We start from the raw sequence: 15,107 nt of genomic DNA, 5'->3' as shown, positions 1-15,107 counted from the left end.
TTCATTGAAACTAAAGAAGTTACGCTGCCGCTTCAAATGTCTAATTTTATTCAAGATATGTATGGAGTAGTTAATATATTATTTATTTGTTCTGATAAATTGAGTGAAAAATGGCTGGAAAAGAATTCAAATATTGTTTTTAAATATAATGAATCCACACTACTGCCTGCGCTGGATAAAATATCACATGTACTAACTAAGCTCTCGCCAACAGCACTAGATATCCATGCGGCGCTGGCTGAAAGCTATGACTTACTTATTCCGTTGTTGATGAGATTAAACTCTCTTCGGTCGCTAATCCATCTTCATGTTTATGAAGGAGAGATAGCTGAGCTAGTTGCTGCTTCTGCACTTGAAAAAATCCCAGTAAATTTATTTAATAAATTGGTCACTGGATATGGTAATACCATAAGTATGGCATTAAATAATAATCATAACATGCCAAAAGATGAGTGGAATATTGCCGCCGGATATGCTTGGCATAAAGTGTTAACAACAACTTATTATCTACAAGAGAATAGCTCATTCAAAAATTCAAAGAAATTGCCTTGTGGTAATGTACCGGCAATCGATGAAAATAAAATAACGGATTTTCTGGAACTATTCAAGATACCAAATGGTATTTATTCTCAATTACGAAAGATAAGCTCGTCATCTCTACTATTACTCAGCACTTCACCTCGTTTTCCCTCGCTGAAAAAACAACATCAAGAAGCGCTTGTGGACGTTATTCAGCATGCAATCAATGAATTTGCAATTTCTGAAGAGAAAATCCTCCTCTTCCGCGAAAAGAAAGAGGGTGAAGTCGATGGTGAAATATTACGTCAGTTGGGATGCAAGGCTATCAAACTCCCTGAGTTAATTACTCTTAATTTTTTAAAGGTTCTAGAAATATTACCTTTAGCCATTGCCGGATATTTTTCAGATGAACTATATCAAGCGCCAGAGAAAAGTATTCTATTTTTTCTAACAACAGAGTTACCAGAAGATACTGATAAGTACGCTGGTCACATCAACTTTAGCAATAAGAAAATTTATCATGTAAATGAGTTGGTTGGTGTTAAACCCGGTTCGTTTAAGAAAAGGGTATTTTATTGTCCTGGGTCGATGGGGGACGCGATCTACGCGTTGGGTTGCCTCACTGCATTTAGAGAATGTCATGATGAGGATTTTATCTTTATTGCACACAAATTGTATCATGACCTTATCGCTTCAAGTCCTGTGGTGGCACAGTATTGGGATATCAATGCGCTGACAGAAGATGCTTTTATTGATATTGCGATTGCGCGTCAGGAAAATAAATTTCATTTCCTTGGCCACTGGGAGGATATAGTAGCATCTGAACATATGACGGATGCTTTTATCGGTGATAGTATTCATAATCATTCCTTGTGTAATAAGCAGCCTATGATTTCATTGGCGTCATTGGATAAGAAAAACGTCAATGATTTTATTCATAATCATCATTTGCAGAAAGAAAAAACAGTCTTATTACATCCCAATATAGGCTCTCCAAACCGGACGTGGACCGAAAAGGGATGGAATCAACTCGCGAAATACTTTATTGCTGCAGGCTGGAAAGTTGTCATTATTGGCAGCGATAATAATAAGTATCAAGAGAAGAAGATGATGGATATAGATATCCCGGAGGCTATCAATTGCATTAATCAGTTCTCTATGCTTGAGATGATTTATTTGATGGAGCGGTGTCAGCTACTGGTTGCTTGTGATTCTGGTCCTGTCGCACTTGCTGGACTCACTTCAATTGCTATTTGCGCGTTGTACTCTATTATTCCGGCCAGTTACCGATTGCCCTACAGGAATGGTCGGTATGGGTGGAATGCTATGGGTATTGATACAGAATGTCAGTTTGGTCAATGCGGTCACCTTATCATGAGTCCGCAATTCGTTAAAAACAAACTGGGCAAAGAATTTACACGTCCACGAGGTGATGAATTTTCTGTCTGGTGTCCGAATGATAAAAAATATCGGTGCATGAAGAAGGTTACCGCCGAATATTTTTGGCATCAGATTCAATTATTTTTGAGTTCTGATGATTATGTGAAAAATTCTTAAGTATTTCTATGATTAAATATTCTAAATGGAGTGGTTATGGGGTTTTTAGGTCGTTTTCCTTTACGCAAAATAGTTGAAAAATACCAGGTGACGCATTTGGTTGAAACTGGGTATGGTATTGGTAACTCATGTCGTATGGCATTGTCGGCAGGTTTTCACCATGCGTTGTCCTGTGAGATATATCAGCCATTGTATGAAAAAGCACTACAAGAAAAAAATGAAAATATTACAGTTTGTCCGGATGATAGCTTATCATTTCTGAACTCGGAAGCGGTCAATGATATTTTGAGGAGCCGCCGTAGTCTCATTTTTCTGGATGCTCATTATCCTGGTTCAGATTACTGCAATGAACACTATCGCAGTGACGAATGGGATAAAGATATTCGCTTGCCACTAATTAACGAGTTGCGAATTCTGGAAGGCAAAATTGATAATGCGATCGTTATTATTGATGATTGCAGAATATATTTGAAAGACTTTGCCGTGACAAGTGGTACTTTACCCGAATATGCCGATCATGGGTTTGATCGTGCTAATGAATTTATTGGACTATTAGAGAGTTTTGCCGATACACACTCCTTGCACTGGTATCCTGAAGATACTGGATACGCAGTTTTATGGCCTCATAGTTTAGCTGGTGAAGCGATTAAACCACTCATTTTACCTGGGGATGTTACCAGTAAGTTTCTGATTAACCGGGGCGTTGTGGGGACGACCAGTATGTCTGTAAATCGTCGACTTATGGATGCACGGTTTACTTCTCGTTGGTTTGTTGGCGCTGGTTTGGATATAGGTGGAGGACCGGACAGTATTGGGATTTACCACTCGCTTTTCCCTCTAATGAGAACGGTGACGGTCTATGACTTACCGCAAGGTGATGCCCAATACTTAGATAATGTTAGTGATGATAGTTTTGATTTTGTGTATTCTGCACACTGTCTGGAACATGTGGTTGACCCGTTCATTGCTATCAATAACTGGATGCGAGTGCTTAAACCAAATGGTCATCTCATTATTACTGTTCCTGACGAAGATATGTATGAACAAAAAGTATGGCCATCGACTTTTAATACCGATCACAAGCATACTTTCAGTATCTTCAAAAAAAGTAGTTGGTCACCGGTATCGATAAATGTATTGGAATTGATTCAGACGATAACCGCAAATCATGACGTTCAGAAAATTGAATTACTAAATCATAGCTATTTGTCTGGTCTCCCTCGGTTTGATCAAACTCGCACACCATTTGCGGAAAGTGGTATCGAGATTGTTATAAAAAAACGACCACAATAAAATTAAAACCACCGGTTTAACGGTGGTTTTATCGCCAATTCATATCAGAAATTTAGCTAAAAAGTTTTCTCTGTAGACTATGTAATAGCGTATTACTGTGGGCATTCTCTGTTTCCGTAAGCAAAGCGGCGATCTCCTGAGCCGCCCGTTTCCCCGCCTGACCATCCCTAAACGCATCGCAATAATGGTGGCGAATCTCCTCCAGTGGCGCTTCCAGCGCAGCCCAGTCAAATGCGGATGACAGGGCGTGGCGCAACGTCTGTATATCCTGTGCCACCGGGAGAACATCGCGAATACGCTGATCAGCGCTGTCAGGAGTAGAGAAACTTTGTTGACCATCGAGCAGCAAGGGCATCTCTGACCAGCTCAGTAAAATGACGCGTTTATTCATATGAATGGCGTCAAAAATAAAGCCGCTGCTGTCTGTCAGGACGTAATCCGCCTGCGCGATAAGCGCCAGCAGATGCTGTGGATCGTCAATTCGGTTTTTTAAATAGCGCTGCGCCAGCGCCAGAGAGGCGGCTTCTTCCGGTCTGTGCAGGGTGCCATGATGTAGTTTGGTGACGACATTGTATTCATGACTTAACCGGCTGAGCTGTTCCGCCCAGTGAGGGAGAGAGCTTAGCGCGCCATAGGTTGGCGCATACAGGATGGTCTGCTTTTTCGCATTCAGCTTCAGGCTTTTTGGCAGCGCAGTATCGTAAGTGTGATTATGCCACTCATCGAAACGGGGATTGCCCACCACTTTGGCGCTGCCACCGATATCAAGCGCGTGCTGGCTATAGTGGCTGTAACACAGGATGCGGTGATAAAAGGCGTTCCACCAGGCATGATTCCACTCTTCTTTCGCCAGGCCATACAGGGTGCGTACATGGGTATCCGCCAGCCCGTTCAGCAGTGGCGTGTAGTAAGGGCTGACCAGGCACCGGAAGCGCTGACGGTTCTCAATGACCGCTGAAAGACGCGTACCGCCGAGCGCAGGGTCGTTGATGGCTTTAATCGTCGCGGTCATCTCATCCAGAAACGATTTAGGTATTTTGTCACTGACCAGCAGCGAGCAGGTATGGCCCATCGCCTGAAGCGCGGTAATGATAGGGCGGTAGACCGCGTAGTGCAGCGAGGTTTCCATATAGAAGCCAATGGCATCTATCTGTGTGGATGCCGTAGGAAGCGGGTTGCTTACCAGCGTGTTGACGGTGGCGGGTTTCTTATTGATTTTGTTGAAGTAGTAACCGATGTTATCGGTTTCTTTTTTCTCAATATCGCTGTATCCCGCGCGCTGATAGCAGATGCTCGGATAACAGGAGAGCCATTTCCCTTCACGCAGCAGCGGCTGCCATTGCCCTTCGAGCGTATCTGAGAGGTCATGCTCCATCTGCTGAGCCAGCACCGGATAATAGCTGCTGTTGACCAGATAGGCGCAAACCTTATTGCAGTCGCGGGCATGGATCATGCCATTGAGGCTTTTGAGTTCGCGGCCTTGTTTAATTTCTCCGCCGAGGATAACCACTTCCCACGGAAAGCCAGGCAGCGCGTTCAGAAGCGAGTTGAGTACCCGAATATGCTTTTCCTGCTTCAGGATCACGCTATCGTCTTCAAGTAGCAGGTAGTTTTTCCAGCCGTTACGCTGTGCCAGTTGCAGCGCCTGCAGATGGGACTGGCGGCGACCAGCCTGGCCGTTAGTGGCAACGGACGCCGCAAGGCGGGTGATCTTTTGCGCCGGGAAATTGAGAAACGCCAGCTCTTGCTGGATGTGGGCTAAACGATCCGGGCGTGAGTCCAGATTCACGATCACCACCTGATCGATGTCATCCCACTGGATCGGCTGATGATGGGTGGCGTTATGCAGACTTTGATACCAGTTTTTCAGCATCGGGTCTGTAATCGCCTGTGCCAGCGAGGTTTCCAGCGGCTCGCTGCTGCCCAGCACAAAGTCTTTATCGAACGTATTTTGACTGTGCGAGATACAAATAATGGTGCGCTCGCCCGGCAATTGCAGCGGGTTTGCGGTGAATTGATTAGTGAATCCTTCCTCTTCGCCTAAGTTACATTCATCATCGTAACGGTGCTTTTTTAAATAATTGCGGTGGTAGCAAAAGGTGCCGTTGAGAATGTTCTGCGGGCCAAAGCTGCGGCTTTTGAACACGCGGTTGATATGGCTATACCAGATGGGGATCTGATCGGAACCTGAAATCAACGCCCGGTGGCGCTGCATCATGTCGATGGTGTAGGAGATCTTATCCGCCGGATAATAATCATCGTCATCCATACAGAGAATATATTCGCCTAACGCCAGCGCATTGAGCATGTTGCGCTTTTTTCCCAGCGTCAGTTTTTCCGCATGGTAGATATAACGAATATTGAATTTCTCCGGGTGATTCTGCGTCAGCCTGTCAATGATTGACTGATGGCTTTGTGGGGAATCATCCAGGATCACCAGCTCCCGGCGGTCGGCAGGGTAGTCCTGATAGCGGAACATATACAGCAAATAGGGTAAGAAAGCGCCGCGGTTCCACGTGGGAGTAATGACGCTGATAAACGGTTTTTCGCGACCAGTGTCGAGCGTTTTAACGATGCCGGTCAGGGCGGAACGTGCTTTGGAGGATTCAGACATGGTGATGTGTATTCGCGATTCGAAAAAGGACCGGGTATGCACCCGGCCAACAGGCGCTAACGTGTAATCAGGGAAAACGCCGAGAGCAGAGGATCTCCCGGCAGCATATCCAGAATATGCTGACGTAACGAGTGGGCATTCTCGCTGTTGCGCCACGCTTCAAACAGCGCGAAAAGGGCGTAGATTTCGTCATGGCTCAGCGTGGAATCATCCATTGTCCACAGGCAAAATAGGGTGCGAAGCATAAAGATGTCAGCCACCAGCCAGAAGAAGCGCTGCAGCGCGCTTTCACTCTCGTGCTGCGGGAAGGTATCGTGATACAGGCGATAAATCAGATAGTTACTGAATATCCATGCGTCATGGGCAAAGTAGCGCTCATAGGTATTTAACCACTGATCCTGCAACTGCTGCTGAAGCATAGCCTCACTGTTTGCATCCTGGAGCATCAGCAGACTTACCTGCAGAGGTAAGGTCAGCTTGCGCGTGCTTTCCGGCAACAGATCCCAATTGAACTCACAACTGCCCATTTGGGTGATCAGCTCCCGCTGCAGCTGGGGCAGGCTGGGCAGTTGCACGAACTGCTCCTGCAGTTTTCCGCTTTGCGCGTGGGCGGCCAGAACCTGCGGCAGCGAGGCCAGTTTTTCAAGCATAGGATCGCTGTCGCCAGGGCATTTCTCGGAAAAAGAGAGCATGATGCCCAGCGCATACAAGCGCAGTTCCGGCGACAAACCGGGGAGCGTGATGGTATGCAGAGCAGATTGATTAAGTACCTGATCGCGTGGAGATAACGCCGGGCTGTCCGCATCGGCTGCACATTGCGAGGTATGCAGCACAAAGGCGTTGGGATCGCCTAATGCAGCCTGACAGCTGGCCGGATCGGTTAATACCAGACTCTGACGTACTTCCGTTTTCCAGCGCATTTCGGCCAGTAAAGCGGAATCCGGATGGTGGGATAAAAACAACCGGACAAAGTCAGGTTCATAACAATCAATCATACTCATAATGTGTTCTCAGCAATCCCTAAATTCAAAATCTGGCTACATCATTGCAATATCCATGCCTGAATTTTTATTGTATTTATATCAATTAGTTAGGGTGTGCGCGGAAAGTCGTTTTCCGCGTCAGGGAAGGAAGGTTTAGCGCTGGTAAATAAAATCCGGCTCGGTGCCTAAAAAAGTCTGAATAAATTCATACTGGCGGATCAGCAACTCGCCGTTTTTTTCGTTGTACGCCTTGCAGCGTTTCGCTTTTTGCTCAAGGCTCTGCCACCAACTCTTTGCGGCATTTTTCTGTAAGCCCGGCAACCAGCTAAATACCTGTTCCATCCCTGCACGATCGACGCTTACGCCCAGCAATTGCAGGATTGAGCGGCGCTGCTGGCTGCTGTTTTGCAACTGCTCATAATGCTGTTTAATCGTCTCATTGACCGCCAACAGCTCTTCACTGGCGCGACGGATCATGCACAGACGTTGTTGTTCCAACTGCTGTCTGAGCGCGTCATATCGCGTCCCGTCCTCCCGGATACCCTGAAGCAGCGTTTTCACCTGCTGTAGCCTGGTACTCACAATTTTGGCCTCTTATTTCTGGAAAAAGCTGAGCATGTCACCAGCCAGTTGCTGGGTATCAACCTGCATGTCGCCTGCGGCCAGCATGGCCTGCATTTGCGCCACTTTGTCGTAATCAACGTCGCTTTGCGGATCGCTGTTCAGCGTTTGCTGCGCCGTTTGCAATCCCGCCTGAGTAATATCGTCGGCGGAAAGCGTCGCGGCGCTGGAGGTAGTGGTCTGCGTGCTGCTCTTGTCTGAACGCGTCTGCCCGGTTGTAGATGCAGGGCGATCGCCTGGCAGAGTCGGGGTAATTTTCATAGCAACCTCGTACATATTTCGTTGGGTTGGTTATCTGTTATTGGCTAAAAGCGACGGTAAGAGAGGAAAACTTTAATCCCATCACAAAAAATCCCTTCACTGCTCGGCCGTCAGCGTGGTGACCACGCCGATATCGTCCACCATCCCGCTAATGATCCGCTGGCTGCTGCTGTTGCGAATTTTTATCACATCCCCTTTGCGCCCGTTCTTCAACGCCACGCCCGGCATCGAGGCGGTAATTCCGGCCGTATGGGAGACGATCATCACCGGTTGGTCGCGTTTGACCAGCACCGGTTGAACCAGTTCGCTCCGGGTAATCGGTTTGCCCGGTTGCAGGGCGCGCTTGCTGGTGAGACCAATCGCCTCATCCATATTTGTCATTAACCCTTCCCGCTGGTTGCTGATATTGAATTTTTTAAGCTGCAGGTCGTTGACCGTAATTACCGTATCTCGGGCAATCAACGACTTTGGCATCACTACCGGCACCGACACGTCGGGGCGTACCGCAACGTTAAATTGCCAGCCCGCGCTGCCCGGACAACTGACCACAAAGTTCATTCGCGTCAGGGCCATTCCTGGGGATGTGTTGGAGGTGATCTGGGGCGCTGTTGCGCATAGCGCGCTGGTGCTCACCGTTGAGGGAATATAGACGTTGAACGTGTAGCGATAGTCCTGCCACTGTTGTTTTTTCGCCAGCGCGTCAATTTCATGACCGGCGGCAGTTATGACCCGCGCGTTGATCTGTTCCCGGGCGCTGTGCTGAATGGGATGGACGGCGGCATGTGCGGGTAAGACACAGCATAACGCCAGCATTATTTCCGCGGCAAAGGGGAAAGAAGGCTTCCTTATGTCGAAGGGGAATTTCATAAAGTCATTTCTCATCAATCACTTAAAAGTTGGCATACATATTGCTAATAACAGCGATATCTACGCAGGAGTGATGCAAGAAATGGGAATCAGTTTTCAGCAGGCATTGGGTGTACATCCGCAGGCAGTGAAGTTACGTCTTGAGAGGACCGAGCTACTGACTGCGAATCTGGCAAACGTCGATACACCAAATTTCAAAGCTAAAGATATTGATTTTGCCGCTGAGATGCAACGGGCAAGTCGCACAAATGTGCTGCCCGAGGCTGACGTGAAATACCGTGTGCCGATGCAGCCCTCAGAGGATGGCAATACCGTAGAGCTGAATACCGAGCAGGCCCGGTTTTCACAAAATAGTATGGATTATCAAAGCAGTCTGACCTTTTTGAACCTGCAACTTAGCGGTATCAAAGAGGCCATCGAAGGGAAATAACCATGTCGTTTACTGATATTTACCAGATTTCCGGCTCGGCGATGACGGCGCAAACCATCCGTCTGAATACCGTCGCCAGCAACATGGCGAATGCGGAATCTCCCGCCAGCAGCGAGGCGCAGGCCTATAAGGCGCGCAGCCCGGTTTTTGCCGCGGTTTACCACAATAGCCTGATGGGTGGGCATAACCGCCATGCCATTGATGGTGCCAGCGTACAGGTACAGGACGTCATGCAAAGCGGCGGGGCGGTGAAGCGTTATGAGCCACACCATCCGATGGCGGACCAGAACGGTTTCGTCTGGTATCCGGATGTCAATGTGGTCGAGCAAATGGCCGACATGATGTCCGCCTCACGTGATTTTGAAACTGACGTTGATGTGCTGAATAACGTCAAAAGTATGCAGCAAAGCTTACTCAAACTGGGAGAAGTGTAATGAATACCCTGACTCTGTATGCCCAATCTCAGGCGCAGGCTCCTTCTTCGGAGAATACGGCGGTGGCTGAAAATAACGTCGGCGCCACAGCGCAAAGCAGCAATCTGGGAGACAGCAGTTCTTCCTCAACGTCGTCAACAACGAATACCAGCGGGACAAGCGGTACTCCAACCACGACAACGTCCACCGAAACGTCCGCGGTTGATACGTTTTTGACGCTGTTCGTGGCTGAAATTGAAAACCAGGACCCGACCGATCCAACCGATCCTACGGCCTATATCGATCAGCTCGCCTCCATGGCGCAGGTTGCCATGATGGAAGAGATGAGCGTTGAGGCAAACACTAACGCCGTACTGATGAGCAACATTCAGGTGATGGCGCTGGGGAATATGGTCGGCGACGACATCATGGTGCAAACCACCTCGCTGGATATCGAAGACAACAGCAAAGAAATCCAGGGACGCGTGACGCTGGATGACAGTTGTACCGATGTGGATCTGCACTTTACCGATGAAGCCGGTGATGACTACACCGTGTCGCTGATCCCTGAAGGTGAAACCTCCGTCGGGCCCGGCCAGGTGGATTTCGACATCAATCCTGCGGATTACGGCATCCCGCCGGGCGATTACAGCGTATCCGTGGTGACCAATACCGGAGAAGAGGAAGTGCCGATTGAGGTGACCGGAACGGTGGAAGATGTGCGTATTCCGCTCGATGGCAGCACGCCAGTGCTCAACGTTGACGGCGTTGGCGAAGTGCCTTTCACCATGATCACCCAGTTTGGCGTTCCGGACAGCACTGATGACATCACGCCGCCGGATACTGACGGCGGCGGCGATAACGCCGACAGCAACACCGTGATCTGATCTCGTTTACATTACAGGAAGAAACAATGAGTTATGAAATTGCAGCGACGGGACTGAACGCCGTCAACGAACAGCTTGATGGCATCAGTAACAACATCGCAAACTCCGGGACGGTCGGGTATAAATCGATGACCACCCAGTTTTCCGCCATGTATGCCGGAACGCAGGCGATGGGCGTGAGCGTGGCGGGTTCGGCACAAAGCATCTCCACCGGCGGCTCTATGGTTTCAACCGGCAATGCGCTGGATCTGGCGATCAACGACGATGGTTTTTTTGTGATGTGCGACAGCGCCGGGAACATCTCCTATACTCGCGCGGGTTCCTTCGTGACGGACAAAAACGGCTATATCGTCAATGCGTCTGGCGATTACCTGCAGGGCTATCCGGTTGATGACAGCGGCACGCTGCAAACCGGTACCGTTACCGATATCCAGATTAAAACCGGCAACATCCCGGCGCAGGCCACAGACAGTATGACCTTCACGGCAAACTTTGACGCCAGTGATGAAACAATCGATCGCGCAACCGTGCCGTTTGATGCCAACAACAGCGATACCTACACCGACAGCTACACCACCACCGTGTATGACTCGCTGGGTAATGAGCACTCGGTTAGCCAGTACTTTACTAAAACGGCGGATAACACCTGGGAAGTGCAATATACCTTTGATGGTGAAGCGCAGAGCGGCGTACCGCCGACTACGCTGACCTTCGACCCAAATACCGGCAAGCTGACGGCTCCAACCACGCCGCAAACCATCACCTTCACCACCGATGAAGCCGCACCGATCTCAATGACCGTCGATTACACCGACTGTACCCAGTACGGTTCTGACTTCTCGGTTACCACCAATTCCGCGACCGGATACGCATCGGCAACGCAAAACGGCGTGCAGGTCGATGACGACGGTAAAGTGTACGCCACCTACAGCAACGGTGAGCGCATGCTGCAGGGCCAGGTTGTACTCGCCACCTTCCCGGATGAGAACGGACTGGAAGCAGTGAGCGGTACTGCCTGGGTACAGACGGGCGAATCCGGTACGCCGCTGATAGGTACGCCTGGCTCCGGCTCCTGCGGCACGCTCTCCTCCGGCATGCTCGAAAGCTCTAACGTGGATATCACCAACGAACTGGTCAATCTCATGACCGCCCAGCGTAACTACCAGGCGAACACCAAGGTGATTTCCACCAGTACGCAGCTGGATCAGGCTCTCTTCCAGGCGATGTAAGGCTAAGAAATGGATCGGTTGATTTATACCGCGCTGAGCGGCGCCACCCAGACGTTGCAAGAGCAGCAAATTAGCGCCAACAACCTCGCCAACGTCAACACCAATGGTTTTCGCGCGGATATGGCGATGGCGAGTAATGACAAAGTGAAGGGCGGTGGTTTTGATACGCGTTTTATGGCGAAGGAAAGTCCCAGCGGCGTCAATGACAGCACCGGCGTGGCGGAAAAAACCGAGCGCCCGCTGGACGTCGCCATTCAGGGGACGGGCTATATTGCCGTGCAGGACAAAGCCGGAAACGAGGTCTATACCCGCAACGGCAATATTCAGCAGGACGATCAAGGGCAGCTGACCATCGACGGTAACGTGGTGCTCGGAGATAACGGCCCGATTATTTTGCCGCCGAACGCGATTGCCTCTTTCGGCAGCGACGGCACGCTCTCGGTTACGCCTGACGACGGTGATGTTACCGCCACGATGGATATCGATCGGCTGAAGCTGGTGGATATCCCGGTCGCCAATCTGGCGAAAAACAGCGAGGGAATGCTGGTGACGGCGGATGGCGTACCGGCCCAGCGTGATGAAAACATCAAAGTAAGCGGCGGCTTTCTGGAAGGCAGTAACGTGTCTGCGGTGAGCGAAATGATGTCGTCCATTGCGATGAACCGCCAGTTTGAAGCGCAAATCAAGATGATGAAAACCGCTGAAGATCTCAGCGACTCCGGCAACAGGCTGCTACGCGGCTCCTGAGTCGTAGCCTTTAATCAGGGATAAAGTTTTATGAACGCAGCGTTATGGATCAGTAAAACCGGCCTGTCGGCGCAGGATGCTGAGATGAGTGCGATTGCCAACAACATCGCCAACGTCAACACCACGGGCTTTAAGCGTGACCGCGTGATGTTCCAGGATCTGTTTTATCAGACTCAGGAAGCGCCGGGCGCCATGCTCGATCAAAACAACATCATGCCGACCGGAATGCAGTTCGGTAGCGGTGTGCGCATCGTTGGAACCCAAAAAACCTTCACCGAAGGGAATGTGGAAACCACCGACAATGCGATGAACGTTGCCATCATGGGGCAGGGGTTCTGGCAGGTGCAAAAGGCCAACGGGGATATTGCGTATACCCGTGACGGCAATATGCAGATTAACGCCGACGGCGTGCTAACCAACGCCCAGGGCTTGCCGCTGCAACCGGAAATTGATGTTCCCGCTGGTGCGACCAACGTGGCATTTGGCGAAGATGGCACCGTGACGGCGATCCTGCCCGGCGACAGCGATCCGACCGAACTGGGGCAACTAACGCTGGTGAATTTCGCCAACCCGGCGGGGCTTTCAGCCGAAGGCGACAACCTGTATCTGGAAACGGCAGCCAGCGGTCAACCGACGGAAGGTATTCCGGGGGAAGATGGTCTGGGCACCTTGCAGGACAGCGCGCTGGAAGGCTCGAATGTGGATATTGTCAACGAAATGGTGGCGATGATTAACGTGCAGCGCGCCTATGAGATGAACGCCAAAATGGTCTCTGCGGCAGACGATATGCTGCAGTTTATTAGTCAGACGCTGTAATTCAAGAATGTGAAATGCCGGATAGCGGCTTCGCCTTATCCGGCAAATTTAAAGTAAACAGGCAGAACGTGAAAAATTATCTCTGGCTGGTGGTACTGCTGCCCCTGTTAAGCGGGTGCGAATCGCAGGCCCTCCTGGTCAAAAAAAATGACGAATTCTTTGCTCCTCCCAAAACCGAGTTGCCGCCAACGGCGGATGGTCGCGCGGGAGGGGTGTTCGAAACGGGTTACAAGTGGTCGCTGACGGCAGACCGCCGCGCCTATCGGGTGGGCGACATCCTGACCGTGATGCTGGAAGAATCCACCCAGTCGAGCAAACAGGCGAAAACCAATTTCGGCAAGAACAATACCGTTGATATCGGTGCACCGACTCTTTTTGGGCATACCAAAGATAATCTTTCCGCTTCCGTGGACGCCAATCGCGACTTCAACGGGACGGCGACCTCGCAGCAGCAAAACAGTTTACGTGGCGAAATTACGGTGTCGGTGCACTCGGTACAGTCGAACGGCATTCTGGAAATTCGCGGTGAAAAATGGCTCACCCTCAACCAGGGGGATGAGTACATTCGCCTGAGTGGTCTGGTACGCGCCGATGATATTCAAAACGACAACTCCGTTTCATCGCAGCGCATTGCCGATGCGCGTATCTCCTATGCGGGCCGTGGCGCATTGAGCGATGCCAATGCGGCGGGCTGGCTGACGCGTCTGTTTAACCATCCTCTCTTCCCGATCTAATGCAGGATTTTAATATGCAACACATAAGCGGGCGCTGGATGAAGGCGTTAAACGGCATCGTTATCGCCCTGAGCCTGGTGCTACCCGGCACTACGCAGGCGCAATCTCTGGAGTCGCTGGTCAACGTCCAGGGGATCAGGGAAAACCAACTTGTTGGCTACAGCCTGGTGGTGGGGCTGGACGGAACCGGGGATAAAAACCAGGTCAAATTCACGAACCAAACTATTACCAACATGCTGCGCCAGTTCGGGGTACAGCTGCCGGGTAAAATCGATCCGAAGGTGAAAAACGTCGCGGCGGTAGCGGTCAGCGCGATGCTGCCGCCAATGTACTCGCGTGGGCAGACCATTGATGTCACGGTCTCGTCGATTGGTGATGCCAAAAGCCTGCGCGGCGGTACGTTATTGCTCACCCAGCTACATGGCGCAGATGGGGAGGTTTATGCCCTCGCACAAGGGAGCGTGGTGGTGGGTGGGATGAACGCGACCGGGGCTAGCGGCTCCAGCGTGACCGTGAATACCCCCACAGCCGGACTGATACCGAATGGCGCGTCGGTCGAACGTGAAATTCCCAGCGATTTCCAGATGGGTGACACCATTACGCTTAATCTGAAACGTCCCTCCTTTAAAGATGCCAATAACATTGCGGCGGCGATCAACGCTTCGTTTGGCGGCATTGCTACGGCACAAAGCTCGACCAACGTCAGCGTTCGTGCGCCAACCAGCCCAGGGGCGCGCGTTGCCTTTATGTCTCAGTTAGATGATGTCCAGGTTCAGGCAGAAAAAGTACGCGCCCGCGTGGTGTTTAACTCGCGTACCGGCACGGTGGTGATGGGGGATGGCATTGCCCTGCACGCGGCGGCGGTATCGCATGGCAGCCTGACGGTTTCCATCAATGAAAGCAGCAACGTCAGCCAGCCGAATGCCTTTGCCGGCGGTCGTACGGCGGTGACGCCGCAGAGCAATATTTCGGTGAATCACGCCCGACCGGGGATGATTACGCTGCCTGAATCCAGCAGCCTGAAAACGCTGGTTAATGCGCTCAACAGCCTCGGGGCCACGCCGGACGACATTATGTCCATTTTACAGGCCCTGCATGAAGCCGGGGCACTGGATGCCGATCTGGAGGTCATTTAA

General features: G+C 50.6%; 15 protein-coding genes. 10 read left to right on the top strand and 5 right to left on the bottom strand.

Annotated elements, in window-relative coordinates; genetic code table 11:
* The first annotated feature begins 36 nt into the window (after positions 1 to 36).
* Both HVZ39_RS19980 and HVZ39_RS19975 read left to right on the top strand, forming a co-directional pair.
* Positions 37 to 2,076 carry a glycosyltransferase family 9 protein gene (locus HVZ39_RS19980; RefSeq protein WP_181633714.1) on the top strand — a complete coding sequence of 680 codons (2,040 nt, stop codon included), beginning with the start codon at positions 37 to 39 and terminating at the stop codon, positions 2,074 to 2,076.
* A gap of 36 nt (positions 2,077 to 2,112) precedes the next feature.
* Positions 2,113 to 3,369, top strand: coding sequence for a class I SAM-dependent methyltransferase (locus HVZ39_RS19975; RefSeq protein WP_181632885.1), 1,257 nt, complete (start codon positions 2,113 to 2,115; stop codon positions 3,367 to 3,369).
* Positions 3,370 to 3,421: 52 nt separating this feature from the next.
* Here HVZ39_RS19975 and HVZ39_RS19970 read toward each other — a convergent pair whose 3' ends face one another.
* The 5 genes from HVZ39_RS19970 to flgA form a co-directional block, all read right to left on the bottom strand.
* The gene (locus tag HVZ39_RS19970; RefSeq protein ID WP_181632884.1) at positions 3,422 to 5,983 is read right to left on the bottom strand and encodes a glycosyltransferase; all 2,562 of its coding nucleotides are present in this window, start codon (positions 5,981 to 5,983) and stop codon (positions 3,422 to 3,424) included.
* Positions 5,984 to 6,039: 56 nt separating this feature from the next.
* Positions 6,040 to 6,984, bottom strand: coding sequence for a lysine-N-methylase (locus tag HVZ39_RS19965; RefSeq protein ID WP_137379578.1), 945 nt, complete (start codon positions 6,982 to 6,984; stop codon positions 6,040 to 6,042).
* Between the two features lie 135 nt (positions 6,985 to 7,119).
* On the bottom strand, positions 7,120 to 7,548 hold the full coding sequence (locus HVZ39_RS19960) for a flagellar protein FlgN (RefSeq protein WP_181632883.1): 429 nt from the start codon (positions 7,546 to 7,548) through the stop codon (positions 7,120 to 7,122).
* Positions 7,549 to 7,560: 12 nt separating this feature from the next.
* Entirely contained in the window at positions 7,561 to 7,848 is a 288-nt protein-coding gene (flgM, locus tag HVZ39_RS19955; RefSeq protein WP_016151838.1) for a flagellar biosynthesis anti-sigma factor FlgM, read from the bottom strand.
* Between the two features lie 96 nt (positions 7,849 to 7,944).
* Positions 7,945 to 8,715 (bottom strand): flagellar basal body P-ring formation chaperone FlgA, encoded by a 771-nt coding sequence (gene flgA / locus HVZ39_RS19950; RefSeq protein WP_181632882.1) that lies wholly within the window; start codon positions 8,713 to 8,715, stop codon positions 7,945 to 7,947.
* Positions 8,716 to 8,797: 82 nt separating this feature from the next.
* Between flgA and flgB the strand changes: the two genes are divergently transcribed.
* From flgB to HVZ39_RS19910, 8 genes are all read left to right on the top strand, one after another.
* On the top strand, positions 8,798 to 9,145 hold the full coding sequence (gene flgB, locus HVZ39_RS19945) for a flagellar basal body rod protein FlgB (protein ID WP_016151840.1): 348 nt from the start codon (positions 8,798 to 8,800) through the stop codon (positions 9,143 to 9,145).
* Positions 9,146 to 9,147: 2 nt separating this feature from the next.
* Positions 9,148 to 9,579, top strand: a complete 432-nt coding sequence (gene flgC, locus HVZ39_RS19940; protein ID WP_016151841.1) for a flagellar basal body rod protein FlgC — start codon at positions 9,148 to 9,150, stop codon at positions 9,577 to 9,579.
* Positions 9,579 to 10,445 (top strand): flagellar hook capping FlgD N-terminal domain-containing protein, encoded by an 867-nt coding sequence (locus tag HVZ39_RS19935; RefSeq protein WP_181632881.1) that lies wholly within the window; start codon positions 9,579 to 9,581, stop codon positions 10,443 to 10,445. The genes flgC and HVZ39_RS19935 overlap by 1 nt, the downstream gene beginning before the upstream one ends.
* A 26-nt stretch (positions 10,446 to 10,471) precedes the next feature.
* Positions 10,472 to 11,674, top strand: a complete 1,203-nt coding sequence (gene flgE / locus HVZ39_RS19930) for a flagellar hook protein FlgE (protein WP_181632880.1) — start codon at positions 10,472 to 10,474, stop codon at positions 11,672 to 11,674.
* A gap of 9 nt (positions 11,675 to 11,683) precedes the next feature.
* Entirely contained in the window at positions 11,684 to 12,421 is a 738-nt protein-coding gene (locus HVZ39_RS19925; protein ID WP_016151844.1) for a flagellar basal body rod protein FlgF, read from the top strand.
* A 30-nt stretch (positions 12,422 to 12,451) separates the two neighbouring features.
* Positions 12,452 to 13,237: a flagellar basal-body rod protein FlgG gene (gene flgG, locus HVZ39_RS19920; protein ID WP_019076088.1), complete on the top strand. Its 786-nt coding sequence runs from the start codon at positions 12,452 to 12,454 to the stop codon at positions 13,235 to 13,237.
* A gap of 68 nt (positions 13,238 to 13,305) precedes the next feature.
* On the top strand, positions 13,306 to 13,971 hold the full coding sequence (gene flgH, locus HVZ39_RS19915) for a flagellar basal body L-ring protein FlgH (protein WP_029139421.1): 666 nt from the start codon (positions 13,306 to 13,308) through the stop codon (positions 13,969 to 13,971).
* Positions 13,972 to 13,985: 14 nt separating this feature from the next.
* Positions 13,986 to 15,107 carry a flagellar basal body P-ring protein FlgI gene (locus HVZ39_RS19910; RefSeq protein ID WP_016151847.1) on the top strand — a complete coding sequence of 374 codons (1,122 nt, stop codon included), beginning with the start codon at positions 13,986 to 13,988 and terminating at the stop codon, positions 15,105 to 15,107.

The sequence above is a fragment of the Citrobacter sp. RHB35-C21 genome, from assembly GCF_013816515.1.
GTDB classification, from domain to species: Bacteria; Pseudomonadota; Gammaproteobacteria; order Enterobacterales; family Enterobacteriaceae; genus Citrobacter; species Citrobacter braakii.
Note: the sequence above shows the minus strand (reverse complement) of the source record. Positions and strands in the feature narration are given on the sequence as shown.

Bases quoted from the DNA above. Each gene is read 5' to 3' on its own strand.
- HVZ39_RS19980 (WP_181633714.1), top strand. From the start codon at position 37: ATGTCTAATTTTATTCAAGATATGTATGGAGTAGTTAATATATTATTT.
- HVZ39_RS19975 (WP_181632885.1), top strand. From the start codon at position 2,113: ATGGGGTTTTTAGGTCGTTTTCCTTTACGCAAAATAGTTGAAAAATAC.
- HVZ39_RS19970 (WP_181632884.1), bottom strand. From the start codon at position 5,983: ATGTCTGAATCCTCCAAAGCACGTTCCGCCCTGACCGGCATCGTTAAA.
- HVZ39_RS19965 (WP_137379578.1), bottom strand. From the start codon at position 6,984: ATGAGTATGATTGATTGTTATGAACCTGACTTTGTCCGGTTGTTTTTA.
- flgM (WP_016151838.1), bottom strand. From the start codon at position 7,848: ATGAAAATTACCCCGACTCTGCCAGGCGATCGCCCTGCATCTACAACC.
- flgA (WP_181632882.1), bottom strand. From the start codon at position 8,715: ATGAAATTCCCCTTCGACATAAGGAAGCCTTCTTTCCCCTTTGCCGCG.
- flgB (WP_016151840.1), top strand. From the start codon at position 8,798: ATGGGAATCAGTTTTCAGCAGGCATTGGGTGTACATCCGCAGGCAGTG.
- flgC (WP_016151841.1), top strand. From the start codon at position 9,148: ATGTCGTTTACTGATATTTACCAGATTTCCGGCTCGGCGATGACGGCG.
- HVZ39_RS19935 (WP_181632881.1), top strand. From the start codon at position 9,579: ATGAATACCCTGACTCTGTATGCCCAATCTCAGGCGCAGGCTCCTTCT.
- flgE (WP_181632880.1), top strand. From the start codon at position 10,472: ATGAGTTATGAAATTGCAGCGACGGGACTGAACGCCGTCAACGAACAG.
- HVZ39_RS19925 (WP_016151844.1), top strand. From the start codon at position 11,684: ATGGATCGGTTGATTTATACCGCGCTGAGCGGCGCCACCCAGACGTTG.
- flgG (WP_019076088.1), top strand. From the start codon at position 12,452: ATGAACGCAGCGTTATGGATCAGTAAAACCGGCCTGTCGGCGCAGGAT.
- HVZ39_RS19910 (WP_016151847.1), top strand. From the start codon at position 13,986: ATGCAACACATAAGCGGGCGCTGGATGAAGGCGTTAAACGGCATCGTT.